Source organism: Roseburia sp. TF10-5 (assembly GCF_003462365.1).
Taxonomy (GTDB): domain Bacteria; phylum Bacillota; class Clostridia; order Lachnospirales; family Lachnospiraceae; genus Roseburia; species Roseburia faecis.
Window position 1 is genome coordinate 350513 of record NZ_QTYW01000001.1, and the last position, 26143, is coordinate 376655.

28 protein-coding genes are annotated in these 26143 nt (G+C 44.9%); 2 read left to right on the plus strand and 26 right to left on the minus strand.

The annotated features are described in order from the left end of the window. Positions 1-11 precede the first annotated feature (11 nt). The 7 genes from DXD06_RS01775 to DXD06_RS01805 form a co-directional block, all read right to left on the minus strand. Positions 12-905 (minus strand): polyprenyl synthetase family protein, encoded by an 894-nt coding sequence (locus DXD06_RS01775; protein ID WP_055067739.1) that lies wholly within the window; start codon positions 903-905, stop codon positions 12-14. Beyond that, positions 905-1126: an exodeoxyribonuclease VII small subunit gene (gene xseB / locus DXD06_RS01780; RefSeq protein ID WP_117830415.1), complete on the minus strand. Its 222-nt coding sequence runs from the start codon at positions 1124-1126 to the stop codon at positions 905-907. Before xseB ends, DXD06_RS01775 begins: the two co-directional genes overlap by 1 nt. Continuing rightward, entirely contained in the window at positions 1119-2342 is a 1224-nt protein-coding gene (gene xseA / locus DXD06_RS01785; protein WP_117830416.1) for an exodeoxyribonuclease VII large subunit, read from the minus strand. The genes xseB and xseA overlap by 8 nt, the downstream gene beginning before the upstream one ends. After that, positions 2339-2737 carry a transcription antitermination factor NusB gene (gene nusB / locus DXD06_RS01790; RefSeq protein ID WP_117830417.1) on the minus strand — a complete coding sequence of 133 codons (399 nt, stop codon included), beginning with the start codon at positions 2735-2737 and terminating at the stop codon, positions 2339-2341. The genes xseA and nusB overlap by 4 nt, the downstream gene beginning before the upstream one ends. 82 nt (positions 2738-2819) lie before the next feature. Continuing rightward, positions 2820-3197 (minus strand): Asp23/Gls24 family envelope stress response protein, encoded by a 378-nt coding sequence (locus DXD06_RS01795; protein ID WP_117830418.1) that lies wholly within the window; start codon positions 3195-3197, stop codon positions 2820-2822. A gap of 72 nt (positions 3198-3269) precedes the next feature. Then, positions 3270-4412, minus strand: a complete 1143-nt coding sequence (glgD, locus tag DXD06_RS01800; protein WP_117830419.1) for a glucose-1-phosphate adenylyltransferase subunit GlgD — start codon at positions 4410-4412, stop codon at positions 3270-3272. Beyond that, on the minus strand, positions 4406-5617 hold the full coding sequence (locus DXD06_RS01805; protein WP_117830420.1) for a glucose-1-phosphate adenylyltransferase: 1212 nt from the start codon (positions 5615-5617) through the stop codon (positions 4406-4408). Before DXD06_RS01805 ends, glgD begins: the two co-directional genes overlap by 7 nt. Positions 5618-5780: 163 nt before the next feature. Here DXD06_RS01805 and DXD06_RS01810 point away from each other — a divergent pair, with 163 nt between their 5' ends. Further along, positions 5781-6740, plus strand: coding sequence for a DNA/RNA non-specific endonuclease (locus DXD06_RS01810; RefSeq protein WP_243000822.1), 960 nt, complete (start codon positions 5781-5783; stop codon positions 6738-6740). 21 nt (positions 6741-6761) lie between these two features. Here the strand turns inward: DXD06_RS01810 and DXD06_RS01815 are convergent, their stop codons facing one another. The 6 genes from DXD06_RS01815 to aroD form a co-directional block, all read right to left on the minus strand. Further along, on the minus strand, positions 6762-8549 hold the full coding sequence (locus DXD06_RS01815; RefSeq protein ID WP_158569460.1) for a methyl-accepting chemotaxis protein: 1788 nt from the start codon (positions 8547-8549) through the stop codon (positions 6762-6764). A 99-nt stretch (positions 8550-8648) separates the two neighbouring features. Continuing rightward, positions 8649-9581 carry a homoserine O-acetyltransferase MetA gene (gene metA, locus DXD06_RS01820; RefSeq protein ID WP_022046149.1) on the minus strand — a complete coding sequence of 311 codons (933 nt, stop codon included), beginning with the start codon at positions 9579-9581 and terminating at the stop codon, positions 8649-8651. An 8-nt stretch (positions 9582-9589) separates the two neighbouring features. Beyond that, complete coding sequence (ligA, locus tag DXD06_RS01825) at positions 9590-11560, minus strand: NAD-dependent DNA ligase LigA (RefSeq protein WP_117830423.1); 1971 nt, start codon at positions 11558-11560, stop codon at positions 9590-9592. Beyond that, the gene (rluF, locus tag DXD06_RS01830; RefSeq protein WP_117830424.1) at positions 11535-12383 is read right to left on the minus strand and encodes a 23S rRNA pseudouridine(2604) synthase RluF; all 849 of its coding nucleotides are present in this window, start codon (positions 12381-12383) and stop codon (positions 11535-11537) included. Before rluF ends, ligA begins: the two co-directional genes overlap by 26 nt. A 65-nt stretch (positions 12384-12448) precedes the next feature. Beyond that, positions 12449-13729, minus strand: a complete 1281-nt coding sequence (locus DXD06_RS01835) for an SH3 domain-containing protein (RefSeq protein WP_117830425.1) — start codon at positions 13727-13729, stop codon at positions 12449-12451. Between the two features lie 266 nt (positions 13730-13995). Then, the gene (gene aroD / locus DXD06_RS01845) at positions 13996-14760 is read right to left on the minus strand and encodes a type I 3-dehydroquinate dehydratase (RefSeq protein WP_117830426.1); all 765 of its coding nucleotides are present in this window, start codon (positions 14758-14760) and stop codon (positions 13996-13998) included. Positions 14761-14910: 150 nt separating this feature from the next. Between aroD and DXD06_RS01850 the strand changes: the two genes are divergently transcribed. Then, entirely contained in the window at positions 14911-15945 is a 1035-nt protein-coding gene (locus DXD06_RS01850; RefSeq protein WP_022046154.1) for a 3-deoxy-7-phosphoheptulonate synthase, read from the plus strand. 61 nt (positions 15946-16006) lie between these two features. On the opposite strand, the gene DXD06_RS01855 is transcribed toward DXD06_RS01850, so the two are convergent. The 13 genes from DXD06_RS01855 to spoIIIAC form a co-directional block, all read right to left on the minus strand. After that, complete coding sequence (locus tag DXD06_RS01855; protein ID WP_117830427.1) at positions 16007-16543, minus strand: hypothetical protein; 537 nt, start codon at positions 16541-16543, stop codon at positions 16007-16009. A 61-nt stretch (positions 16544-16604) separates the two neighbouring features. Then, entirely contained in the window at positions 16605-17171 is a 567-nt protein-coding gene (locus tag DXD06_RS01860; RefSeq protein ID WP_117830428.1) for an NUDIX domain-containing protein, read from the minus strand. Positions 17172-17477: 306 nt separating this feature from the next. Further along, positions 17478-18998, minus strand: coding sequence for a ribonuclease Y (gene rny / locus DXD06_RS01865; protein WP_416390012.1), 1521 nt, complete (start codon positions 18996-18998; stop codon positions 17478-17480). A gap of 154 nt (positions 18999-19152) precedes the next feature. Continuing rightward, positions 19153-19758 (minus strand): regulatory protein RecX, encoded by a 606-nt coding sequence (locus tag DXD06_RS01870; RefSeq protein WP_022046158.1) that lies wholly within the window; start codon positions 19756-19758, stop codon positions 19153-19155. Positions 19759-19761: 3 nt separating this feature from the next. Continuing rightward, positions 19762-20823: a recombinase RecA gene (recA, locus tag DXD06_RS01875; protein WP_117830429.1), complete on the minus strand. Its 1062-nt coding sequence runs from the start codon at positions 20821-20823 to the stop codon at positions 19762-19764. A gap of 146 nt (positions 20824-20969) precedes the next feature. Then, positions 20970-21296, minus strand: a complete 327-nt coding sequence (gene trxA / locus DXD06_RS01880; protein WP_055068887.1) for a thioredoxin — start codon at positions 21294-21296, stop codon at positions 20970-20972. A 17-nt stretch (positions 21297-21313) separates the two neighbouring features. After that, positions 21314-22906, minus strand: a complete 1593-nt coding sequence (locus DXD06_RS01885; protein ID WP_055261456.1) for a peptide chain release factor 3 — start codon at positions 22904-22906, stop codon at positions 21314-21316. Positions 22907-22973: 67 nt separating this feature from the next. Beyond that, positions 22974-23603: a SpoIIIAH-like family protein gene (locus DXD06_RS01890; protein ID WP_117830430.1), complete on the minus strand. Its 630-nt coding sequence runs from the start codon at positions 23601-23603 to the stop codon at positions 22974-22976. Positions 23604-23605: 2 nt separating this feature from the next. Beyond that, positions 23606-24130, minus strand: coding sequence for a hypothetical protein (locus DXD06_RS01895; RefSeq protein WP_022046163.1), 525 nt, complete (start codon positions 24128-24130; stop codon positions 23606-23608). Beyond that, positions 24090-24386, minus strand: a complete 297-nt coding sequence (locus DXD06_RS01900) for a stage III sporulation protein AF (RefSeq protein WP_117830431.1) — start codon at positions 24384-24386, stop codon at positions 24090-24092. Before DXD06_RS01900 ends, DXD06_RS01895 begins: the two co-directional genes overlap by 41 nt. Before the next feature lie 14 nt (positions 24387-24400). Beyond that, complete coding sequence (locus DXD06_RS01905) at positions 24401-25534, minus strand: stage III sporulation protein AE (RefSeq protein WP_117830432.1); 1134 nt, start codon at positions 25532-25534, stop codon at positions 24401-24403. Between the two features lie 2 nt (positions 25535-25536). Next, on the minus strand, positions 25537-25920 hold the full coding sequence (locus DXD06_RS01910) for a stage III sporulation AC/AD family protein (protein ID WP_158569461.1): 384 nt from the start codon (positions 25918-25920) through the stop codon (positions 25537-25539). Between the two features lie 5 nt (positions 25921-25925). Continuing rightward, entirely contained in the window at positions 25926-26120 is a 195-nt protein-coding gene (gene spoIIIAC / locus DXD06_RS01915) for a stage III sporulation protein AC (protein WP_022046167.1), read from the minus strand. Positions 26121-26143 lie beyond the last annotated feature (23 nt).

A 26143-nucleotide genomic window follows, 5' to 3' on the forward strand; every position in this document is an offset into this window, starting at 1 on the left:
CCCTCGAAAAATTAATGATCCCTGTTGATCAAATAGAAAAACAGGTCATGCAGAAACGTATGCTCTCCTTCAAATTCATCCAGTATCTTTATTGCTTCCCCGGAAAGCCTCTCTACATCCTTTTTTGCCTGCTCCAGCCCCTCAAATGTCACATAGGTTGCCTTCTCATTTTCCGCATCACTGCCGATCGGTTTACCGAGTTTTTCAAAAGATCCCGTGACATCGAGAATATCATCCTGAATCTGAAAGGCAAGTCCCAGCTTTGCTCCGGCTTCCTGCATACGCGCAACCGACACTTCATCCGCGCCTGCCAAAATGGCTCCGATCATAAGCGATGCTTCAATCAGCGCTCCGGTTTTTAACCGGTAGATAAAGTCCAACCGGTTACGGTCGATGGTCTGTCCGGTTTTCTCACTCTCCACATCCACCACCTGGCCGCCGATCATTCCGTATATACCCGCTTTTTGTGCCAGCACGGAAAAAGCCCTGACAATTCTCCAGTCTCCTTCGTTTCTGGTCAGCGCTGCTGCCACGGTCTCAAACGCATAATTTAAAAGCGCATCCCCCGCAAGAATTGCCATTGCTTCCCCGTATACCGCGTGGGTTGTCTTTTTCCCACGCCGGTATTCGTCGTTATCCATCGCCGGAAGATCATCATGGATCAGTGAATAGGTGTGGATCATCTCAATCGCCGCCATAAAATCATCAATTGCCGGATTCGTTCCGTCAAACATCTGGTAAGATGCTTCCATCAGCATCGGCCGCAGACGCTTTCCGCCTGCAAAAACACTGTATTCCATGGCATCGAGCACGGTCTGCTGAAACCCCTTTTCCTGTGGCAGAAACGGTGCGATCCGTGCTTCAATGTCTGCCGCCCTGCGTTTTATTTCCTGTCTGATCTCCATCAGAATTCCTCCAATTTTCCATCCTGGTTCAGTACAAGCATTGCCTTTTCTATCGTATCCAAAGACTGGCCGGCTGCTTTGATCTGTTCCAGTCCCTCTTTGTATAGGGCAAACGAACGGTCTAACGTTACGTTTTCGTCTTCCATCGCATCAAGTATGGAATCGATCTTTGCAAACCGTTCCTCCAGTCCCGGTTCTTTTTTTTCTAATTCATCACTCATTTTTTACTCCTTCGGCTGCCTGAATTTCTGTCACTGCTGCCGTCAGTGTGCCATCCAGCAAATGGATCTGCACGATATCTTTTTTCCTGATCTGGTGGATGCTCCGCAGTGCCTGATGGTTCCCATCCTCCACGAATGCATACCCTCCACTGAGTTTCTTTACCGGGGAATAGCTCTCCAGCGTGCCTGCCAGAAGTGCCAGACGGTGTCTGTGCTCACGCAGCAGTTCCTCCATGCGTCCGGTCAGTTTCTCTTCATACTCTGCCACTCTTCGCCGGTTTTCATTCATCCGCTGCTGAGGGCTGAGATAGTGCAGACGCATCCTCTGGTGCTCCAGGTGGTTTCTTGCCACGGTTACTTTCCTTTGGAGTTCTTTGTCCATCTGCTGCCGCATGCCAAGCAGTTCCTGCATTGCCTGCCGGTAATCAAACACCGCCAGCTCCGCTGCTGCAGACGGAGTCGGTGCCCGCAGGTCTGCGACATAATCTGCAATCGTAAAGTCCGTCTGATGACCGACAGCGGAGATCACCGGAATCCGGCAGTCAAAAATGGCCCGTGCCACCATTTCTTCGTTAAATGCCCACAGATCCTCTATGGATCCACCGCCCCGTCCGACAATGATTACATCCACGCCGATCTGTTCAAGTGCATGAATTCCATGGACAATTGATGCTGCCGCACCCTCTCCCTGCACCAGGGCCGGGCAGAGAATCAGCTGCACATACGGGTTCCTGCGCCCGGCGATGTTACGGATATCCTGAATTGCTGCCCCAGTCTCTGCCGTAACAATCCCCACGGTTTTCGCATACTTTGGAATGGGCTGTTTGTATTCTTCTGCAAACATTCCCATTTCTTCAAGTTCCCGCTTTAACGCTTCAAATTTCAGATACAGATTTCCCTCTCCATCCCGTTCAATCGTCCGTGCATAGATCTGGTATCTGCCATCTCTTTCATACACTTCCACGGATCCGGTTACAACCACGCGGTCGCCCTCTTTCATCGGGAATTTTAATCCTTCCCTGCGGCTTCCTGCAAACATGATCGCGTTTATCGTTCCGTCTGCATCTTTCATTGTAAAATAAATATGCCCGCTGGAGTGATACTTACAGTTAGATACCTCTCCCTTGATGCTGATATGGTGCAGCATAAAGTCCTGAGCGAACATATTTTTAATGTATTTATTTACCTGCCCTACCGAATATACATGTTTCATCATTCTGCAAACTTTGCAAGAATTCCATTGACAAATGCCGGTGACTCATTGGTTCCGTATTGTTTTGCCAGTTCCACAGCCTCATTGACCGCAACCTTAAACGGAATCTCATCATCGTAACGGATCTCATATACCGCCAGACGAATCAATGCCAGATCCACTTTTCCCATACGGGTTGTCTTCCAGCCTTTTGCAACTTCGTTGATCGCCTCATCAATTTCTGACAGATGGTTATAGATATCCCGATAGCGCTCTGCGATATACTGGAAATCCTTGTCTGTCACATGGTCAACTTCCTCGCCAAATAATACCAGCTGTTCTGACAGTTCTCCCGCGTCAAAAAATTCTACACGGAAAAGCATCTTAAATACATTTTCTCTTAACTCTCTTCTTGTCATCTTCTCTCCTCGCTTAAAAATAAAGGATGTCTTTCATTTAGACATCCTTTATTATACCATATTCTGTTTCGAATACAAAGATTTAATTGTCAGTTCCCATATCAACACTTGCAATACGGACATTGACAACAGCGACTGTCAGACCTGTCATATTCTCAATGGCAGCCTTTACTTTATCCTGTACCTTGGCAGAGACTTCCGGAATGCTGTAACCATATGCAATGTTGATGGCAACATCAACCTTTACTTCATTGTCCATAATTTCAATCATGATTCCCTTAGAAAGGTTCTTCATGCCGAGCTTGCTGACAATTTCGTTTGTGATGTTTCCCGCCATGGAACTGACGCCATCTACTTCTGTTGCTGCAAGTCCTGCAATGATCGCAACGACTTCATCTGCGATACGGACATCCCCGATGGGATCTGATTTTATCTGAACTGTTTTTCTGCTATCAGCCATAATACAATTGCCTCCTCAGTATTTTATCTTTGCTTATTATAACAGACTCTGTATTATTTGGAAAGCATAAAATTATACAACCTGTCCCTTGGATACATATACCTGATACGACTCATTTCCGGTCAATGACTTGCCCTCTGTGACACGTACATTCTTGTCGGTAATCACGTATTCCACGCTTGCATTATCTTCCACTACGGTATCCTGCATCAGCACACAGTTTTTCACTTTTGCGCCTTTTCCAACGTGAACGCCTCGAAACAGGACGCTGTTTTCGACCTCTCCCTCGATCACACAGCCATCGGCAACCATAACATTCTTTGCTTTGGAACCGTTGATATAACGGGTCGGGTTATCGTCACGGATCTTGGTGTAAATCTGATTTGGAGAAAACAGTGCATTTAAGTTTTCTTCCTGTAACAGACGCATATTTTCTTCAAAATAACTCTGGGTATCATGGATATTGACCACATAGCCATCGTAACAGAACCCGCGGATATCCAGCCGGTCAATCTGCTTGTCCAAAAGGTCACGTACAAAGTAAGTATGCCCATGTACATACGCATCATCTATCATATTGATCAAAAACTCGCGTTCTACCACATAAATATTCATGCTGAAATTCATCTCCCCCTCTTCGGTCGGGTTGATGTAAATCTTGCTGACGCGGTCTCCGTTCATGCCGAGTGCATAGTACAGATCCATGCGGTCCCTGCTCTGACGGATAAATGCCTTCGGAATTTCCTGCTTGCGGTACATCATGGTCACATCCGCACCACTCTTGATATGCGCATCTAAAAGTTCATTAAAATCAAAATTGATGGCAATATTTGCATCGGTCATAATGACATATTTCTGTGGCTGCTTTAACAGATATCCGCGCAGACTCTCAAGTGCCTCGATGCGTCCCTCGAATACCTTTACCTGTTTCTGTGCGAACGGAGGAACAATATTCAGGCCTCCGTTTTTACGGACCAGATCCCACTCACGGCCGGCGCCGAGATGATCCAGCAGGGAATGGTAATTTTTTCTTACGATAATGGAAATATTGTCAATTCCGCTATGTACCATGCTGGAAAGAATAAAATCGCACATGCGGTATCTGCTGGCAAATGGAATGGATGCCATGAGGCGCTCCGAAGCCAGCTCCGGCACCATTGCATCATAGCTGTTCGGGAAAATAATTCCCAATGCCTCTGTCTTTGAATTTAACATTGCTCCTCACCCTCCTTCACATCTTCATAAATCATAGCGCTCGGACCAATTTTGGCGCCTTTTCCGATCGTCACATCCGCTGCAATTGTGGCAACTTCTCCGACACCTTCTCCTTCTGGCTTAGCTCCCACAACGGCATCTTCTTCTACGGTTGCATTTTCTGCAATGATACAGTGTCTGACAACTGCACCTGCCTTAATGGTGGAATGTCCCATCACAACCGCATCCTCTACGATAGCACCTTCCTCCACGGTAACACCCGAAAACAGAATCGAATGTCTGACCGTTCCCTTGATATTACATCCATCGGTAATCAGACAGTTATCCAACACAGCATTCTCTCCGATTCTGTGACCGGTCATACCACTGTTTCGGCTGTAAATCTTCCAGTTTTCATCAAACAGATTGATTCCACTGTGCTCCGGATCAAGCACTTCCATATTTGCCTCCCACAGAGACGGAATGGTTCCGACATCTTTCCAGTATCCGTTGAAATGATAAGCATACATCTTTCTTCCGTCACGCAACAGATTTGGAATAATATTGTTTCCGAAATCGTTCTCTGAATTTGGATCTGCTTCGTCCTCAATCAGATATTTTTTTAAAATATCCCAGTTGAATATGTAGATTCCCATGGACGCAAGATTGGATTTCGGCTCCTTTGGTTTCTCCTGGAATTCCGTAATCTTATCATCCTCGTCTGCTACCATCAGACCAAAACGGGATGCATCCTCCCACGGTACTTCCATGACTGCGACCGAAAATTCTGCTCCCTTCTTCTTATGGAATTCAAGAAAATCACTGTAATCCTGTTTGCAGATCTGGTCTCCCGAGAGAATAATTACATACTGCGGATCATAGCGTTCAATAAAAGCAATATTCTGATAAATAGCATTTGCCGTGCCTTTGTACCAGTCAGACCCCGATGCTTTCTGGTACGGCGGAAGCACATGCACACCTCCGTAAAGACGGTCCAGATCCCACGGCTGGCCATTTCCAATATACTCGTTTAATACAAACGGCTGATACTGGGTCAGAATACCCACCGTATCAATTCCTGAATTTACGCAGTTCGACAGCGGAAAATCAATGATACGGTACTTTCCCCCAAACGGAACTGCAGGCTTTGCAAGCTTCTGTGTCAGTGCATATAATCTGGACCCCTGGCCTCCGGCAAGCAACATCGCAACTAGTTCTTTTGCCATATAAGTATCCCCCTTCTGTTCATAATAAATTACACTTATTATGGTATCATAAAAGGTGGATAATTCCTAGCACTTTTGGCTCTTTTCGTTTTTTTTAGCAAAAACTTTTGTACTATGATATAATAAGAGAAACAAATCATAACGGAATCAGGAGGAAATCCCATTGAAACGATTACACTTCACCAGATGCAGGACTTCTTTGCTTGCTGTTTTACTCGCTTTTTCCGTAGCTTTTGTACCTGTACCATCCATTTCTGATACAAGTTCCAATTCTGCAGCACTCCTTACGACTGCACAAGCTGCCAAAAAGAACACCAAAAACAGTTTTTCACTCAATGAAGTACCAAAATACAACGGAAAAGCTTCTGTTGTTGTACACGGCAACCAGCCCTATTTTACTTCGCGGGAAAAGCAAAACACCAAAAGTTTTGAGTCGTATCATAAACTTGATAAACTCGGACGCTGCGGTGTCGCCTATGCCAATATAAGCATTGATACCATGCCGACTGAAAAGCGCGGGGAAATCGGACAGATCCGGCCTTCTGGCTGGCATACGGTCAAATACAGCGGCGTGGTAGACGGAAACTATCTGTACAACCGCTGCCATCTGATCGCTTACTGTCTTACAGCTGAAAATGCCAACAAAAAGAATCTGATTACCGGTACCCGTTATCTGAACAACGAAGGCATGCTGCCTTATGAGACAAAGACGGCCCAGTATATCGACAAAACCAAAAACCATGTTTTATACCGTGTGACACCGGTTTTTAAAGGCAGTGATTTAGTTGCCTCCGGTGTACTGATGGAAGCCTACTCTGTAGAGGATCAGGGAAAGGGAATCTCTTTTTGTGTGTACTGCTACAATGTACAGCCGGGTGTTGCCATAGATTATGCCACCGGTGACAGTCATCTGCGTGGAAAAAATAACCAGAATTCCCATAATAGTTCTGCAAAGGAACACGCATCCGCGGTCTATATTTTAAATACTAACACCAAAAAATTCCACAAACCGGACTGTTATTCGGTAAAGCAGATGCGCAGTAAAAACCGAAAAAAATACAAGGGGCTCCGCAAGAAATTGATCAAAGACGGATATTCCCCTTGTAAAAACTGCAACCCATAACGGCTGCCGGTATTTTGACAACTATACTTCAAACGTATTCAGCCTTGCGGCAAGTTCATGGGAACCTGCTGTAAGTCCTGATATATCATTTTCCACCTCATTCATATGCGCTGCCAGTTCCTGTGTCGTTGCCGTAACCTGCTGGCTTGCGGCTGCGGTACTTTGCGCACTTCCTTCTACCTTTTCCACCTGCTCCGATACGGAATGGATCTCCGACATGGTCTGTAAAACGATGGATGAAATCCGGGCTACTTTTTCATTCGTCTCGGAAATGCCATCTTCAATCAGGGAAAAGGAAGTAATCACTTCGCTGGTATCATCAATATTTGTCTGATTGCTGTTTACAACCAGATCAATACATTTTGCGCACTCTTCGAATCCGTTGACAAGTGATGTGATAATGGTTTTGATGCGCTCCAGCTCATTGGATGTATTCTCAGACAATCCTTTGATGCTTTCTGCAACAACGGCAAACCCTTTTCCGGCTTCCCCTGCCCGAGCTGCTTCAATGGATGCATTCAGGGCAAGCAGGTTTGTTTCGGATGCGATTTCTTCAATACTGGAGAGAATTTCTGACATTTTTTCGATCGTCTGGTTCGTTTCTGCAATCCGGGAAGCAATGGTGGAAACATTATCGGTCATCTGTGCACTTCCCTTTGACATTGCCTCTATATGGTGTTTCATATTACCGGAATTTTCGCGCAATGTCTCTGTACATTGATTGATATTCTCTGTTGCAGAAGCTATTTCATCCTCCCCACTCTGGATATCCGTAATGGTTTTATGCATCTGTCCGATTGCTTCTGCCTGATGGGTTGCTTCCGCTGCAATGCCTTCAATGGCATCTGCAATCTGCCCGGTCGCTTTGTGTGCGGAATCGGTCATGTCCTTCAACCGGTCCCCGGCATCCGTTACGCTCTGGGATATGGACATACTGTCTTTTATGATGCCGCCAAATTTTTCCATGGATTCATTGGCATTTCTGACCATTGCACCAAGTTCGTCCTGCCGGTTTATCACGTTACTGTCAACCGCACCGGTGAGTTTCCCGGAAGAAATATTTTCAAGTTTTCCACGGATGACATCCAATACCTTTACGAGACGTCTTGCGACAAAATAAGTAAGGAATATCATTGCTATGATAAGGATAATACCCTCAGCGATCAGTATGCATACATCCTGCCGGAAAGTCTGTTCGATTTTTTTCGTATTTGCACTTGCTTCAATATTTGCATTGATATCATCCGTATAGCATCCTGTCGTCAGCACCCAGTTCCACGGCTCAAATTCCTCACTGTAAGCAATTTTAGGTGCCTGTGTTTTACCATCAGATTTCGTAAAAATAAATTCGTTGAACCCGCCGCCTTTTTCTGCTGCTTTCATGATTTCCTGTATGATCATGACACCATTATTGTCTTTTAATTCTTTCCGGTTTGATCCTTCCTGATCTGGCAGGATCGGATGCATGACAAGGGTATAATCGGTACTGTCTACCCAGATATATCCATCTCCTTCATCTCCGTAGCGGAAATTTCTCAATGTCTCAAGTGCGTTTGTCTTTGCGGTTTCTTCCTCCATCTGCCCGTTTTTGAACTGGTCGTAATAATACTTCACGATGGTAATTCCCGACTGTACCTGCGACTTTACTTCTGTTTTGTATCCATCCAGAATATCCTCATAGCGGATATCTTTGATGGTTGTTTCCGTAAATTTGAATATGCCCGCACATGTGCCGACAAGGATCAGACATGCCGCTATAATAATTCCTGTAAAAATTACGGACAGTCTGGCTGACAGTGATTTTTTCATTTGTAAGACCTCCCAATTGCTAAACATAGCTTATATATTTACTGTTACTGTTATATTATATTATAACACTTTTCCCATGTTTATCCAACAGACGCAGCCCTATTTTCCAATGATTTCATCGGTATTGATGAATTCATACGGTGTCTGCTGGTAAACGTAATAATTCAGCCAGTTTGCATAAAGGATATTTCCATGTGACCGCCACTGCAGCATCGGCCGCTGCGTTGGATCATCATCCGGATAATAATTACACGGAAGCGTGATCGCAAGTCCCTTCTCCCTGTCACGCTTATATTCACTGTCTAATGTCATCCGGTCATATTCCGGGTGTCCCATCACAAAAATCTGGCTGCCATCCTGATTGATTACCAGAAAAACCCCCGCCTCTTTTGATTTTGCCAGAATGGTCAGTTCTTCATGCTTTAAAATATCTTCCTCCCGGATCTCGGTATGCCGGGAATGTGGAGCATAAAAATAATCATCAAATCCGCGTACCATCGGAATCTTGCGATTCATTACATGGTGCCGGAATACCCCGAACATTTTCTGCTTTAGATCATATTTTTGGATTCCGTAATGATAATAAAGTGCAGCCTGCGCCCCCCAGCACAAATGCAGGGTGGATGTCACATGCTTTTTGGACCACTCCATAATCTCACACACTTCATCCCAGTAATCGACTTCTTCATATTTCATCTGTTCCACCGGTGCACCGGTAATGATCAGCCCGTCAAAATACTGGTTCTTAATTTCCTGAAACGTCTGATAAAACTTGTTCAGGTGGCTCTTTGAAGTATGCGTGGATGCATGGGATGCCGGTGCAAGCAGCGATACGTCTACCTGTAACGGGGTGTTTGACAATGACCGGAAAATCTGCAATTCCGTCTCTTCTTTCAGTGGCATCAGGTTCAGAATCACGATATTGATCGGACGAATATCCTGATGCATCGCACGGGACTCATCCATCACGAAAATATTTTCCTGTTCGAGGATCTCCTTTGCAGGCAGATCACTTTGTGTTCTGATTGGCATAACTTTTTCTACCTCCCACCAAATTGTTCTATAAATGTATCTTCGGAAATAATCGGAATTCCCAGTTCTTTTGCCTTACGATTCTTAGATGATGCGGATTCTACGTCATTGTTGACAAGATATGCCGTCTTTTTTGAGACGCTTCCTGTCACTTTTCCGCCCTGGCTTTCTACATAGGCCTTAAATTCATCCCTGTTTTTATAGTGATGCACATCTCCGGTGATCACAAAGCTCAGTCCCGCACAGCTTCCGGAAGAAGTATCCTGCACTTCTACATGTTCTATCGAAAGTTCATGAAGCAGATCCTCAAACCCACTGTGGTTTTTTTCATTCTGATACCAGGTTACAATTGATCGGGAACGTTCCGCTCCGATCCCCTCAATATCCTCAAACCCGTCCCCCTGATGCAGACGTTGCAAAAAGCCTTCAAAACCAATGGCGGCAACAATTTTTTTCCCGGCATCCACACCGATCAGCGGTATGCACAGGGCAAATATAAAGTTCACCGGATGTACCTGCCGGCTTTTTTCAATGGACTGTTCCATATTTGCCACAGATTTTTCACCAAAGCCCTCCATCTGGCTGATCTCCCCGAAATGCTCTTTCAAACGGAAAATATCCGCAAATTCATGGATAAATCCCGCATTCATAAAACGGAGCATCGTCTGAATGGAAAGACCGTCGATATCCATCCCCCACTTGCTGACAAAACGGGTAAATTTCTTGACATTTTTGGCTGTACAGTCCGGATTGGTACAATGCAGGGTCTTTGTGCCACTGTTTTCACTCACATGAACTTTTGTCGGTGCATGGCACACCGGACACTGGGATGGAATCTCCGGAGCACCTACAGCATCTTTTACCGCAATACATTTCGGAATGATCTTATTGGCTTTGATCACGGAAAGTGTACACTCTTTTCCGATTCCCAGACGCTCGATCTCGCTGATATTGCATAGAGATGCTCTCGATACCGTTGTTCCCTCAATCTGCACCGGTTCAAACACGGCAACCGGGGAAATCGTAGACACCGCACACGACCATTCGATATATTTTAGTTTTGTATCCACGGCCTCATCCTGCCATTTGAACGCAAAACCGGCGCGTGTCGCATGATGCCCGGTCACGCTTCCCGATGCCGCATAATCCGTATCATCATAACAGATCACCAGACCATCTACCGGAATATCCATTTTTCCGCTCTCTACAAGTTTCGTCCATCGGTCAATGGCTTCCGGAAGTTTTTGGGCGGTTGTCGCTTCCCTGTCTACCACATCAAATCCCAGTTCTTCCAGAAAGTGCATCCGCTCTCCCCACGATACCATCGGCTCATCCAGATGCACCAGTGTAAATGCATGAAACCTGACATGGCGTGCCTTCACTTCTGCCGGATCTTCCAGATTCAGCGTTCCGGATGCCAGATTTCGCGGATTTGCATATTTTTCATCGTCATCCTCAATCATGTCGTTGATCTGTGCAAAATCTGTATAGGATATGGCAGCTTCTCCTCGCACAACCAGATGCCCCTGATACGAAATTTTTTGCGGGAATCCTCCGATCGCACCCTTTAAAAATGTAATGTTGGTACCCAGGTTTCCATTTCCTCTGGTAAGAATTTTTACAAGATTTCCGTTATCATACGTCAGAACCAGCGTAAGTCCGTCCAGTTTCCATGACAGCCAGATCGGATAAACTCCCGCCCATTGCTGCAGTTCTTCCACCTGTTTGGTCTTCGCCAGAGAAAGTGCCGGATACTCATGCGGTTCTTTTTGTCCGCTTCCGGATTCTTCATATCCGGCATTCTGCGTCGGGCTGTCCTTTATAATATATCCGGTTTTTTCTTCCAGCGTGGTAAGCTCATCAAACAAAGCATCCCACTCATAATTTGGCATGATTTCATCCTGTCCGTTATAATACGCAGCTGATGCTGCATTCAACTGTTTTACCAGTTCTTCAATCCGTTGCTTTTCTGTTTCCATTTTTGTTCTCTCTATCTATATGATGATTTACCACCGTATACGTGCCATGTATGGCAGAATTGCGTGGTTTTCGTTTTGATTTTTGTGATTTTTCCATTGGTCGCACGGGCTGATTGCTCGAATGTGCGATCAACTGTTTTAACTTTTTAAATTCCTCCGGTGTAACATCCCGGTACTTTCCTGATTCGAGATCTCCCAGTTCAATATTCATGATCCGTACACGTACCAGTTTCTGTACACGGTACCCAAAATATTCACACATGCGTCGGATCTGTCGGTTTAATCCCTGTGTCAGAATGATCCGGAACTGTTTTTTTCCTGTCCGTTCTACCCTGCATTTGCGCGTTGTCGTGCCAAGTTCCACAAGCGGAACACCGTTTGCCATACCATGCAGAAATGCATCCGTCACCGGACGGTTCACGGTAACAAGATATTCTTTTTCATGCATATTTCCCGACCGCATAATTTTGTTGACAATCCCACCGTTATTCGTCAACAGCAACAGTCCTTCCGACTCTTTATCCAGACGCCCGACCGGATAGATCCGTTTCGGATAATGCAGGAAATCAATCACATTATTTTTTTCCCTTTTTTCCGCCGTGCAGACAATACCCGCCGGCTTGTTAAGCGCGATCAGTATCATTTCTTTTTCTTTTTGTACCGGTCTTCCACAGAAACAGACCTCCTGTCCATCCGATACCTGATCCCCCATCCGCGCGGTTTTTCCGCCGATGGTTACATTTCCTGCTTCAATCTGGCGATCTGCTTCTCTTCTGGAGCATACCCCTGCTTCACTTAAAAATTTATTAATTCTGACTTCCACGTTTCTTCCCTGTCTGACAAAAATCGCGGAGACCTCACAGCCTCCGCTTCTTTATGATGTCTTTATTATTTTACCGTTTTTAATAAATCGCTCTTGATGTATCCGGTTTTTCCCTGGAACTTCACCTTCGTCCATTCTCCCTTGGTGCCAAGTTTCTTTAATTTTACGCCCGCATCCACTTTTCCAAGAAGTTCTCCATCTGTACTGGCGGTTTTACGCACATTGCAGATATCCTTCGTTTTTACGGTTCCCTTGCCGGAACCTGACTTGGAAGACACTTCCTTTACAAATTCGCTCTTTACATATCCGGTTTCTCCCTGAAATTTTACCTTGGTCCAGTCACCTTCCGTTCCAAGTTTCTTCAGTTCCACACCAATATCCACTTTTCCGAGGAGCTCACCATCCGTACTCGGGCTCTTTCTGACATTACAGATATCTTTTGTCTTGACCGTACCGGTAGATTTCTTGGAATCGCTCTTTGGGGTATCTTCCTTCTTTTCCGTAGACTCCGTTGTCTGGGTTTCCTCGGTCTTTTGAGTTTCTTCCTGTTTCTTTGTCTCTGTGGTCTGGGTTTCCTGCGTCTGGCTTTCCGTCTCTGTCGTCTGAGTTTCGGTATTGCTTACAATCGTTTCTCTCCATTTTGCCATGGCATTTCGAAGTGTTCCACCCACCATATTGGCAAGTTTTTCATCACTCTTTACAGCTTCATTATAGCTTGTCTGCACCTCTTTCTGCAGAGCAACCACTTCATCACTCTTCTCATATGCCAGAATCAGGGAATACAGATTTGCATCCAGATCCTGATCCAGGAAATTGAAATTGTATGCAGAGTATATGTTATTGATGATCAGATTTCCCTTTCCGTCTCTCTCCACATAGAAGAAATCCATTCCCGGTGCCGGAGTATCCACACCTTTGAATTTCAGATCATAGCATACAGATACCAGATAAGAATCATCGGTTGCCCCCTTTGTGGAATAACAGGTGATGTTCTGATAATCCTCATAATACTCAGAAAACGTCGTGATATAACTCTTTTCATTGTCACTGAGCGGCTGTGCAATCATCTCCAGCGAATCCGTATCTCCACCGGCATATGCCGCATAATAATTTTCCATCAGTGTCACAAGTTCCGGATCTGCATCTTTCTGCAGCTTACCAATTTCCTGATATTCTGTAGTCTGTGTCACTCCCTGTGTACCGTTTTGTGTCTCTTTCTGATCTTTCTGCGGACCGGTACACTTTACCAGAATCACAACAAGAATCACAAATAAAACAGCTGCGCAAAAATATCGTCTATATTTCACAAAAAAGTCTGTAAACTTTTTTAATTTTTCATTCTGCATATGAACCCTCCATAAAAATGCATCTTTCCATTTATGATACCACACCTCATACTATTCGTCCAGTAAAAAAGCGGTGCATGACGCACCGCTTTTCCTGTTGTTCCATGGGTAAGTTGTTTCCTTGCCACATAGCATAAACTGCACCCGGCGGGAATCGAACCCGCATCTCAGGAGTCGGAGTCCTGCGTTCTATCCATTATACTACGGCTGCATAGCACTCTTATTTCACAAGCGCCTTTTTACTATATCACACTTCAAATTTAGAGTCAATCCACACTTTGATGTAAAATATGAAGTATTTCTTCCAGCTGCTTTACCGGAAGCTGCCCCGGTGCGCTCGCCTGCCCGCCTGCGCCAAATGTCACACACGATCCGAAAAACTCTCCGGCCACGCGGGAAATCCCCCCTTTTGCACCCATAGACATGGTAATCAGCGGATGATCCGGATGGTTTTCATGAAAGCGGTTGGTCTCCTCCAGCAAATGCAATACATCCCACATATTCTGCGGCATAACTGCCAGTTTCACGACATCTGCGCCACTCTCACGGATCTGTTCCAACAGCATGCGGATCACCTCCGGGTCCGGCGTCTGTTCAAAATCATGATGGGAAGCAATCACATATGCTCCCATCTCCCGCAACATCGCTATTTCTTTCTGCGGATTTTTTGCTTCAAAATATTCCACATCAATAAAATCCACGACCTCTGATTCTGCCGCCACCTGATGAATATCATAAATATCCGCCGCGGAAAGTGCTTTGCACCCTCCCTGATTTTTAGAACGGAAGGTATACACCAGAATACTTTCCTTTATGATATGTTTCATTTCGTTTAATATTTCGCGGATCGCATTCGGACTTTCCACGTTTTCAAACGCATCCACACGCCACTCAATCATTTCCGTGTGTGCTTCTTCCAGCCTTCTGGTTTCTCTTAAAATTTCTTCTTTCGAAGACTCCATGACCGGCACACACACGAGCGGTTTCCCTTTTCCTATAATCTTTCCTTTTATACAAAGCAGATTTTCCATCTCTGCACCTCCTGCTGTGTTGTAATTCTCTGTTATTATATTCTAAAAGCCCGAAAGAAACAACCGATTCCTGTTATTTGACAATTTTCCCGTTTTCCATTAAGATAGTCACGGTATGTGATATCCGAACTTAAGAGATAGGAGAAAAAAATGAGTTTTGAATTTTTAAACCAATTACCGACTCCGGCAGACATTAAGCGCGATTATCCGCTTTCCCCGGAGCTTCGTGAATTAAAAAAACACAGAGACCTCATGATCTCTGATGTAATTACAGGTAAAGATTCACGTGTCCTCGTAATCATTGGACCGTGTTCTGCAGATAACGAAGATTCTGTATGTGATTATGTGAGCCGTCTGACCAAAATCCAGGAAGATGTCAAGGATCAGGTCATCTTAGTTCCGCGTATTTACACCAACAAACCACGTACAACCGGCGAAGGCTACAAAGGTATTGCTTCCCAGCCAGATCCGGAAAAAGCTCCGGATATGATCGAGGGTCTGATCGCCATGCGTAAAATGCACATCCGTGCAATCGAAGAAAGCGGTCTTACCTGTGCCGATGAAATGCTTTACCCGGAAAACTGGGGATATGTCGAGGATCTTCTCTCCTACGTTGCCATCGGAGCACGTTCGGTAGAAGATCAGCAGCATCGTCTGACGGTCAGTGGTTTTGATGTCGCTTCCGGAATGAAAAATCCTACCAGTGGTGATTTTTCTGTTATGCTCAATTCTGTATACGCGGCACAGCATCCGCATCATTTCGTTTATCGCGGATACGAGGTGGAGACAACCGGAAATCCTCTGACTCACGTGGTTCTTCGCGGTGCAGTCAGCAAGCACGGCAATACCACCCAGAATTATCACTATGAAGATCTGATCCGTCTTCATGAGATGTACGAAAAAATGGATGTCATCCATCCGGCAGCCATCATTGATACCAACCATTCCAACTCCGGAAAGAAGTTTAAGGAACAGATCCGTATCGCAAAAGAAGTGATGCATAACCGCCAGCTTTCTTCCGATATCCGTTCTCTGGTAAAGGGTCTGATGATTGAAAGTTACATCGAAGAGGGAAATCAGTCTATCGGAGATCATATTTACGGAAAATCCATTACCGATCCTTGTCTCGGATGGGAAGATTCCAAACAGCTGATCTATGACATTGCGGAGATGAACGCAAAGTAAACAGTTTTTGTCTGAAAACAAAAATGGAGTGTAAAAAGTGTTCCTTTTGCACTCCATTTTTTTATAATTTTTCTACAACAAAACGTAACAGCCGGATTCCAACAGATGCCTCCAATACACATCCAAGAAGTACCAGTACCGCAACTCCCATCCCCCATGCCAGCCGCAGCAGCCATGGATTTTTCCGGTTATAAAACCTGTGCGGTTCTACCAGCAGTAAAAGCGCAAGCGCTGCAAGATACAAAATTCCATGCGGCAGCCACGATACCAGAAAAAAAACAATTCCAAGAATCCCCATATTCATCACACAGGCAGCAAAAAATACCCCGCCGGTAAAATAAATCAGGCAGCGCAATAATAATGGCAGAATTGCTTTTAAAGCAGTAAGGGAAAGGATTGTAATAATCACAAACACTTTTCCCCTTTCCCATAAAATATTTGCCAAAAGCGGCAAATACCCGGTATCCGATGCCGCAAATGCTTTCATATGATACGCATTTAAAAATCCATAAGTCGTAAAATATTCATATCCAAACAGACAGGTACATAAAATTCCCGCAAGACCAAAACAGATTCCAATCGCCAGTTCCTTTTTCATAAAAATTCCTAAAACTCTTTTCTTTTCAGCCTATGCCCTGTCCGTTTTCTTTATTCCATTTTTATAAATCCAGATGTTTTCCCATTCCGCCTTTTTTTGCTGCCGCATATGCCATAATTGCAGCAATGGTTTTTCCATCCTGAATTTTTCCTTCATAGATCATATCGCACAACTCTTCCAGTGTGTAAATTTCCACATCAATGGATTCCGCTTCATCCAAATGCCGGGTTCCCACTTCCAGATCGGTAGCTACAAAAATATCAACCGCCTCATCACAAAATGCCACCGTCGTACGCAGGGATAATAAATGTTTCACATTCGTGCTGCGGTATCCCGTTTCCTCTTCCATCTCCCGTGCCGCACAATACGCCGTATCTTCCGTCTTACTGTCCCGACAGCCGGCCGGAATTTCAAGTGTTTCTCTCTCCAGCGCATTGCGGTACTGACGCACCATCACAATTCTTCCATCCTTCATAACCGGAAGAATGGCGGCTGCGCCCATACGATGGGATACAAAATCCCACTCTGCTTCGTTTCCATCCGGAAGTTCCATCGTATCTTTGTAGATATCCAGAATTGCTCCCTTGTATACCAGTTCTCTCTTCAATCGTTTTACATGCTCTACCATATTTCAAACCTCTCTTTCCTGTCCGGACATCATCCCCGGATATTTTTCATCGTTCACAGTTTCTTCAAATTTGTAACATATCCATTTCACACTTTTCCGGTATAGTGAAATCATCAAAAGGAACCAAAACCTTTCGATCATTTTTTTCATAATCTGGCCAGTGCAGCCGTGCTGTACTGGTCCCTCCTTTTTATTCTATACGTCCCGTAAAATCCCAATGTATTTATTTTACAACACATTATAATATAAAAAAAGGCTTAATCCCGCTTTCCGCGGTCTTAAGCCTTTTTAAGTTCATTTTCACAATTACTTAGCGTAGTCAACAACACGCGATTCCCTGATCACATTTACCTTGATCTGACCCGGATATTCCAACTCAGTCTCAATCTGTTTTGAAATATCTCTGGCTAAAAGAACCATATCCGCATCGCTGATCTGCTCAGGAACAACTAAGATACGAACCTCTCTACCTGCCTGAACTGCAAAAGATTTTTCTACACCCTTATAGCTATTTGTAATATCCTCAAGCTGCTGTAAGCGGTTTGAGTATGTTTCCAAAGTCTCTTTTCTCGCACCCGGACGTGCAGCACTGATGGTGTCGGCTGCCTGTACCAGACATGCAATCAGACTCTCCGGCTCCACATCACCGTGATGTGCTTCCACTGCATTGATGACAAGAGGTGATTCCTTGTACTTTCTACACAGTTCCACACCCAGCTGGATATGGGAACCTTCCATATCATGATCTACAGCCTTACCAATATCATGTAATAATCCCGCACGTTTTGCCATACGGACATCCTCACCGATTTCTGCGGCAAGCAAACCTGTCAGCTGTGCGACCTCAATCGAATGTTTCAATGCATTCTGTCCATAACTGGTACGATACTTCATTTTGCCTAAAAGCCGGACAAGCTCCGGATGAATGCCGTGGATGCCGACTTCTAGTACAGCAGCCTCGCCTTCTTCACGAATCATTGTCTCTACTTCTTTTTGCGCTTTTTCAACCATTTCCTCGATACGTGCCGGATGAATTCGTCCATCCACGATCAACTTTTCAAGTGCAATTCTTGCAACTTCTCTTCGAATCGGATCAAAGCTGGAAAGGATAACTGCTTCCGGCGTATCATCAATGATCAGATCTACTCCTGTCATCGTTTCAAGTGTACGAATATTTCGTCCTTCCCTACCGATGATACGGCCTTTCATCTCATCATTCGGAAGCTGTACAACAGAGATTGTGGTTTCAGCAACGTGATCCGCAGCACATTTCTGAATTGCAGTAACTACATAGTCCTTTGCCTTCTTGTTGACTTCTTCCTTCGCCTGCGCTTCCATTTCCTTGATCATCTTCGCAGTGTCAATCTTCACATCTTCTTCCACGGTCTTTAAGAGGTATTCTTTTGCCTGTTCAGAGGTTAATCCTGAAATTCTTTCCAGTTCCTGTACGCGCTGTTCGTTGAGCTTTGCTATCTCAACTTTCTGCTTCTTTAAATCTTCTTCTTTGGCACGGAAACTTGCCTCACGCTTTTCAATCGCTTCGAGTTTCTTGTCCAGATTTTCTTCCTTCTGCACAATACGACGCTCGTTACGCTGAATTTCATTTCTACGCTCTTTGATCTCCTTGTCGATCTCATTCTTGGAACGAATGGTTTCTTCTTTGATCTCAAGCATAGCTTCGCGCTTCTTGTCTTCGGCATTTTTCACGGCCTCGTCGATGATGCCTCTGGCCTGCTCTTCTGCATTTCCAATCTTGGTATTTGCTACCTTCTTGTGATATTCAGTCGAGATAAACCATACAGCAACCGCAGTAATTATAAGTGTGATAACAACAGCAATAATTACTTGTGGCACAGGAGCACCTCCTTTATTAAGTTTTCATTGTACATATAACAAAAAGAAATATTAGTCTTCCATGTCATACTTCTACAACATTATAATTTTATCCTTTTTGCTTAAATATGTCAAGCAATACGTGCTTTCATTGTTTACTTTTCATAGCATGCAGCACATCATTGCTCCGAAAGCCCCTGCGCATCAGATACTGGTAAACACGTGTAAATTCTTTTTGGTCAGAATTTTGCGCGTCAAACTTTTTCTTTTCCAGCAGACGTATGATCTGCTCCTGTTCGTCCCCCTCATAACATTCCTCAAGGGCACGATCAATCACTTCTCCAGGAACTCCCTTTCCATACAGTTTTACTTTCAGCTGATAGCGGCTCATACGATCCTGACGATAATTGATATAGGTACATGCATAGCGGTAATCATCGACATAATGAAAAGATTTCACATATTCAAGTGCAAGATCAATACACGCCTGCGGATATCCGCCCTGTTTCAGTTTCTCCCGCAGCTGCTGCTCTGTACGGTCCATCTGTTCCAGCAGATGCATGGTTCTTCTCTTTGCACGCTTTCCCACCACTTCATAAATCAGCTGATGCTCCTCTTCATCCGAAAGTGTGCTTCCTTCCCGCATCCGAAACTGTTTTGCCTCTCCCCGGTAAAGAACAAGCTCCGTTCCATTATCCAGATGGAAACGAAGCCTGCCCTTTCCCAGAGTCGTACACTCTGTCACTGTAACCATATCTTATTCATTCTTGCTTTCCGCATCTGCAGATACCGGAGTCTCTTTTTCGCCTTCCGGGGTCTCATCCTCCTGTGCAAAATAATGTTCACGCACCATTTCCTCAATCATCTTACAGAATTCCGGATTTTCACGCAGATACGTTTTTGCATTTTCACGTCCCTGTCCGATCTTGTCTCCTTCATAAGCATACCATGCACCGGATTTGCTGATAATTCCGACATTTGCTGCCAGATCCAGAATATCTCCCTCTTTGGAAATGCCCTTTCCAAACATGATATCAAACTCTGCTTCACGGAATGGCGGTGCTACTTTATTTTTTACGACTTTGACACGGGTATGGTTACCAATGACTTCTCCTGCCTGCTTCAGCTGTTCTACACGGCGCACGTCCAGACGGACAGAAGAATAAAACTTAAGTGCACGGCCACCGGTTGTCGTCTCCGGATTTCCAAACATAACACCAACTTTTTCACGGAGCTGGTTGATAAAGATTACAATACAGTTTGACTTGCTGATCACACCGGTCAGCTTACGAAGCGCCTGACTCATCAGACGTGCCTGCAGGCCCACATGGGAATCTCCCATATCTCCGTCAATTTCCGCCTTTGGCACAAGAGCTGCTACCGAATCGACAATTACAATATCGACGGCTCCGGAACGCACCATGGTCTCGGTGATCTCGAGCGCCTGCTCTCCGCAGTCCGGCTGGGAAATATAGAGATTGTCAATATCAACACCGATATTCTTTGCATAGACAGGATCAAGCGCATGCTCTGCGTCAATGAATCCGGCAATCCCACCCTGCTTCTGCACCTCTGCCACACAGTGCAGTGCAACGGTAGTCTTACCACTGGACTCCGGTCCGTAAATCTCAATGATACGTCCTTTCGGAAGTCCTCCGAGTCCCAATGCAATATCCAGACTGAGGGATCCTGTAGGAACCGTTTCCACGTTCATATTTGCGGAATTGTCCCCCAGCTTCATCACAGATCCTTTGCCATACTGTCTCTCGATCTGTGCGATTGCCGCGTCCAGTGCTTTTAATTTATCGTCCTTTGCCATAATATTCTCCTTCTTATCGAACTTATGTTCGTATCTATGTTCTAATAGTAGTATATTTTGTTTGTATTGTCAATGCAAAATTTTAAATGGGGAAATAAAAAAAGACAGTCGCCCTGCAACTGCCTTTTATTATACGTTGTATCCTGCTACGCGTCAAGAAGTGTTTTCAGGTAATCCTCAATCGCATCCTGCGTCTGTAACCCTACCATCTTCTTTTGAAACATTCCATCTTTCATGAATACCAGCGTAGGAATACTCACAATCTGGTAATTTAATGCAAGCTGTGGCTGCTCGTCCACATTTACTTTGCATACTTTCACCTGATCTCCCATCGATTCTGCAACTGCATCCACAACCGGTGACTGCATCTGACAAGGGCCACACCAGGATGCCCAGAAATCAATCACGACCGGCACCTTTGCACCGACTACTTCTGCTTCAAAGTTTTCTTTTGTAATTGTTACAACTCCCATGACTTGTCCTCCTTTGATTAATTCTTACTGAACTCGGATAATACGAGTCCTTCGTTTCGGTCAAGTGTCATGCCGACACTCCATGCATTGACAAATAAAAGAAGCGGATTTCCCTTCATATCAATAACTTTCTTCATATCTGAAGTACCAGTCAGCGCGTCCACATCCACTTCATCCTTGTTCTCGATCCAGCGGATATGTTCATATGGAAGATTCTCCAGACGGATCTCCACATTATACTCGTTTTCCAGACGGAACCGGAGTACATCAAACTGCAGCACACCAACTACTCCTACTATGATTTCCTCCATACCGCCTTTGTATTCCTGGAAAATCTGGATGGCACCTTCCTGTGCAATCTGTGTTACTCCTTTTACAAACTGCTTGCGCTTCATGGAGTCGATCAGACGTACACGTGCAAAATGTTCCGGCGCAAATGTCGGGATTCCCTCAAACTGAAACTTGTCCTTTGCCGTCGTGAGGGTGTCCCCGATAGAGAAAATGCCGGGATCAAAGATACCAATAATATCTCCCGCATATGCTTCTTCTACCATTTTACGCTCGTCTGCCATCATCTGCTGCGGCTGGGAAAGCTTGATCTGTTTGTTTCCCTGCACATGGAATACTTCCATGCCCGCCGTAAACTTACCGGAACAGATACGCATAAACGCAATACGGTCCCGGTGATTTTTATTCATATTTGCCTGAATCTTAAAGACAAACGCAGAAAAATCTTCCTGAAACGGATCAATCATTCCGATGTCTGATTTCCGGGCCATTGGCGCATAAGTCATCTTCAGGAAATGCTGCAGAAAAGTTTCCACACCAAAATTGGTCAGGGCAGAACCGAAAAATACCGGGGAAAGTTCTCCCTTTGTCACAAGTTCCATATCAAATTCCGCACTGGCACCGTCAAGAAGTTCGATTTCGTCATCCAAAATTGATTTTTTCTCCTCACCAATCTCGTCGATCAGTGCCGGATCATCGATATCAATAATCTTTTCGGAACCTTCTTTTGTTCCCTTTAATGTATCGGCAAATGTCATAACTTTTCTGGTATGACGGTCATATACACCTTTGAATTCTTTTCCGGAACCGATCGGCCAGTTGACCGGATACGTTGCGATTCCCAGTTCATTTTCAATATCATCAAGAAGCTCAAACGTATCATTTGCATCACGGTCCATCTTATTGATAAATGTAAAAATCGGAATATGGCGCATTACGCATACCTTAAACAGCTTACGTGTCTGCGCCTCTACTCCTTTGCTTGCATCAATCACCATGACTGCGGAATCCGCCGCCATAAGTGTACGGTAAGTATCCTCCGAGAAATCCTGATGTCCCGGGGTATCCAGAATATTGATACAGTATCCGTCATAGTTAAACTGCAGCACCGACGAGGTGACCGAAATACCTCTCTGCTTCTCGATCTCCATCCAATCAGACACCGCATGTCTTGCTGTTGCCTTTCCTTTTACGGAACCGGCAAGATTGATGGCTCCTCCGTAAAGCAGGAACTTCTCCGTCAGAGTCGTCTTACCTGCATCCGGATGGGAAATGATAGCGAATGTACGCCGTTTTTCTATTTCTTTTCTTAAGTCACTCACAGTATATCCTCCAAACCAATTGCACACTGTACCTCATTTTATACTAAAAACTATGTATTTGCAAGTGCTACTGGATGGGAGTGATCACGATCTTATCTGCGGATACTCCGGTCTTACGCTTTACAATATCTTCGACCTGCGCCCGCTTGGCATCGGTTGCCTCCCCCATATTAAGAACCACATCACAGCCGTCATCATTCATACTGACAACCACATCCGTAAACCCTTTTGCCTCCAGCATCATTTCTGCATTGGACTCTTTCTCCGCAATATCCGTCAGTGTAATCATTTCATTGACCGCATCTTTCTTTTTGGACTCATCCAAAGAATCATTGTCAATGATTGCCTGCAGGGTTTCTTTATTTTTGGAACGCACCTGTTCCCGGTTAAGTTTCACTTTTGCCGCATAGTCGGAATCCCCGCTTGTCACAGAGGTAAGTACCGTCTCTCCCGGATTTTCCACATCTTCCGTCGATGCATCCGCCAGATCTTCCTTGCTGCTTGTGATATCCAGATCCTCCCCGGTTTCATAATCTTTATCCGCCTGGTCACTTACGGCACCCTGATTCATATTAGCTACCGTCTCGGCATCTTTGATATCAGCGCCCTTTTTGTCATAAGTAACATAACCGGCCACCGCAATCAGCACCGCCAGCGTTGTAATAACAATCTGATTTTTATGCACTCTTTTTTTCACGTCTATTCCTCCTGTACCGACATTTTAACTACTACTACCTTATGCGCTTCCACCGGAAATAATGACATTACCGCGTTGGAAATTTCTGTAACGGTCTTTGCATTTCCTCCACCCTGTGCCACAACCACAACCCCTTCAATTTTCGGCATCTGCCTGCAGATCACATAGGGCTGTCTGGTATCACCGGTATCGTACACCACCGTTGTCTCTTCCTTTTTGTTTCCATCTTTTGTCACATTTTTATCCAGCTGGTCGGTTCCCTCATCGGAAAATGTCAGCATTACACGGGTTTTTCCCACCCCATCCATGTGTTCAAGCAGCTCCTTCAGCTGCTGCTGCAGCTGCTCTTTATAGGAATCTTCCGTCTGCAGCTGCTGCTCCTTTTGTTCCTGCGTCTGTGTTTCTTTCTGGCTTTGTTTTGCCCCCGTCGGCATCGCAACGATCATTACCATCACCCCAAGCAGAATCAGTACAACGAAATCCGATTTATTTCTCTTTTTGATCCACTTTCCCAAGATACTGTTCAAAAATATTCTCTCCCTTCTCCTGATATTCTATGCTTTCCATCTGCTCGACAATCTCATGCAGCTGCTGCCTTGCCTCTTCTTTTTTCATTCCTCCCACATAGACCAAAAACGGCTGTGCCAGCACGGTGATCACGAGCACGCTGACAAAAAAATGAAAATATTTCTGATAGGTTTCCTTTGGTGTCAGATATGACAACAGATAAAAAATCAGCATCAGCACGAAATAATTTTTCACAAATGTAAGTACAACTTCCATGTTCTCCTCCCTTCTCAATAGATGAAACTGGTGGAAACACTGATCATGGATATGGTAATAAAAAATAAAAGCAGCGCATCCAGCTGTATGGTACAAAAAAGCGCGCATCCCCTGGCAGCGGCCTGCACACACTGCGCAATCCGGCTGTCTGCGACCGGTGCCAAAAATGCAGCGGTCAGGCGGTACATCACAGAAAAACAGAAAGATTTCAGCAGCGGTGTCATCCCGATTACAAGAAGAAGGATAAGGGAAGCCGCGCCAATGCTGTTTTTTATGAGGATTCCGCTTCCGAGCAGGATCTCTGCTGCGGAACCGAAGGTATTTCCTACTCCGGGAACCGCGGATATACTGTTAAAAATACTGTTTGTGGAAAGCCTGTCTCTTGCAGGTACAATCAGAGACTGTACAACACCGATTCCCATAACGGCAGTCAGCCCACCTTTTAAGACCAGTCGTATTCCGTCTTCGAACAGCTGCGCCATCTTTCCAAGTTTTGTTTCCTCAAACAGGTTATCCATCAGAAGAAGCAGCACAAACACATGAACCCCCGGCAGAAAAATAAATTTCATTCCCAGTTCCAGCAGATACATCAGTCCGAATGCCAGCTGATAAAAGGAACCCGCAGATGCCGCATTGCCGGAGCAAAACAGCGTTGCCGCATACAAAGGCACAAATGCGGTCATAAATGCCACCAGACGGTCAATCCCCTGATCTACCACCTCTGAGATCAGGGCAAATGATTGCAGCAACAACAGAACCACCCCAAGATAAACAATAAAAAAGCTCATCTGCGAAACATACCCCTGTCGCGTCATCATCACTTTTCCGTACAGCGCAAATAAAAGTCCTATGGCAAACATCTGCAAAAACATTGGCTTTGCAGCCGTGATTTCATAAAAAAATAAATCTGCAATATATTCACAGATCATTCCCGCATCCAGTCCGTTGGTTCCTTCCGTCACCAGTTTATTCACCATTTTTTCAAAATCCATCTTTTCCGGCAGATCCTGCGTCTGTGCATTGATATCCGTAAAATCAAGTTCTTTTATGATCTCATCCGCCTCGGCCGCCATCACATTTTGCGGCTGTAAAAAAATCATCCATACGAACAAAACAGACCAGAACAAAATTTTAGCAATTTTTTTCATTTCTACCCCCCAGTCATCTGTTCGATCAGCCGCAACAAAACCCACAATTCCGGAATGGACAAAGCAACGATCGATAATTTTGCAAACAGTTCAATCTGTCCTGCGACAGATCCATATCCCGCTTCCCGGCAGACCGATGCAGAAAAATCGGCAACATATGTAATTCCAAGCATCTTTAACAGTGCTTTCAAAAGTGCCGGATCTACCGGAAGCGTGTCCATCAGTTCCCGTAAAAAATCCAGGATAAACGAAATTCTTGACAGTGTGTATCCGAAAATCAAAACCGATGCTGCAATTCCCACAAGCAACGCCAGCTCTCCCTTTTCTTTTTTCAGCAAAAGAGCCAGAAAAACCGCAGCAATTCCGATCATTCCTATCTTTATCATAGACATCACATACGAAACAGGGTTTCCATCGTTGTAAACAGTTCACTGATACAAGGCACGATCCAGAACAACACTATTATCAGACCTGCCAGGCTCAGCAGAAATGCCTGTTCCTCCCTTCCACTATGCTTGAGAATCTGGCTGAGTACTGCCACAACAATTCCAAGCGCTGCAATTTTAAAAATAATTGTTACACTCATACACTCAAGGTTCCCTTCCTACG

Bases quoted from the DNA above. Each gene is read 5' to 3' on its own strand.
- aroD (WP_117830426.1), bottom strand. From the start codon at position 14,760: ATGGAAAATCTGCTTTGTATAAAAGGAAAGATTATAGGAAAAGGGAAA.
- glgD (WP_117830419.1), bottom strand. From the start codon at position 4,412: ATGTTAAATTCAAAGACAGAGGCATTGGGAATTATTTTCCCGAACAGC.
- nusB (WP_117830417.1), bottom strand. From the start codon at position 2,737: ATGACAAGAAGAGAGTTAAGAGAAAATGTATTTAAGATGCTTTTCCGT.
- DXD06_RS01910 (WP_158569461.1), bottom strand. From the start codon at position 25,920: ATGATAAAGATAGGAATGATCGGAATTGCTGCGGTTTTTCTGGCTCTT.
- DXD06_RS01905 (WP_117830432.1), bottom strand. From the start codon at position 25,534: ATGAAAAAAATTGCTAAAATTTTGTTCTGGTCTGTTTTGTTCGTATGG.
- spoIIIAC (WP_022046167.1), bottom strand. From the start codon at position 26,120: ATGAGTGTAACAATTATTTTTAAAATTGCAGCGCTTGGAATTGTTGTG.
- trxA (WP_055068887.1), bottom strand. From the start codon at position 21,296: ATGGGAGTTGTAACAATTACAAAAGAAAACTTTGAAGCAGAAGTAGTC.
- DXD06_RS01795 (WP_117830418.1), bottom strand. From the start codon at position 3,197: ATGGCTGATAGCAGAAAAACAGTTCAGATAAAATCAGATCCCATCGGG.
- metA (WP_022046149.1), bottom strand. From the start codon at position 9,581: ATGCCAATCAGAACACAAAGTGATCTGCCTGCAAAGGAGATCCTCGAA.
- DXD06_RS01850 (WP_022046154.1), top strand. From the start codon at position 14,911: ATGAGTTTTGAATTTTTAAACCAATTACCGACTCCGGCAGACATTAAG.
- DXD06_RS01855 (WP_117830427.1), bottom strand. From the start codon at position 16,543: ATGAAAAAGGAACTGGCGATTGGAATCTGTTTTGGTCTTGCGGGAATT.
- DXD06_RS01870 (WP_022046158.1), bottom strand. From the start codon at position 19,758: ATGGTTACAGTGACAGAGTGTACGACTCTGGGAAAGGGCAGGCTTCGT.
- DXD06_RS01835 (WP_117830425.1), bottom strand. From the start codon at position 13,729: ATGCAGAATGAAAAATTAAAAAAGTTTACAGACTTTTTTGTGAAATAT.
- DXD06_RS01900 (WP_117830431.1), bottom strand. From the start codon at position 24,386: ATGGAAGTTGTACTTACATTTGTGAAAAATTATTTCGTGCTGATGCTG.
- DXD06_RS01860 (WP_117830428.1), bottom strand. From the start codon at position 17,171: ATGGTAGAGCATGTAAAACGATTGAAGAGAGAACTGGTATACAAGGGA.
- recA (WP_117830429.1), bottom strand. From the start codon at position 20,823: ATGGCAAAGGACGATAAATTAAAAGCACTGGACGCGGCAATCGCACAG.
- xseB (WP_117830415.1), bottom strand. From the start codon at position 1,126: ATGAGTGATGAATTAGAAAAAAAAGAACCGGGACTGGAGGAACGGTTT.
- DXD06_RS01775 (WP_055067739.1), bottom strand. From the start codon at position 905: ATGGAGATCAGACAGGAAATAAAACGCAGGGCGGCAGACATTGAAGCA.
- DXD06_RS01805 (WP_117830420.1), bottom strand. From the start codon at position 5,617: ATGGCAAAAGAACTAGTTGCGATGTTGCTTGCCGGAGGCCAGGGGTCC.
- ligA (WP_117830423.1), bottom strand. From the start codon at position 11,560: ATGGAAACAGAAAAGCAACGGATTGAAGAACTGGTAAAACAGTTGAAT.
- xseA (WP_117830416.1), bottom strand. From the start codon at position 2,342: ATGATGAAACATGTATATTCGGTAGGGCAGGTAAATAAATACATTAAA.
- DXD06_RS01815 (WP_158569460.1), bottom strand. From the start codon at position 8,549: ATGAAAAAATCACTGTCAGCCAGACTGTCCGTAATTTTTACAGGAATT.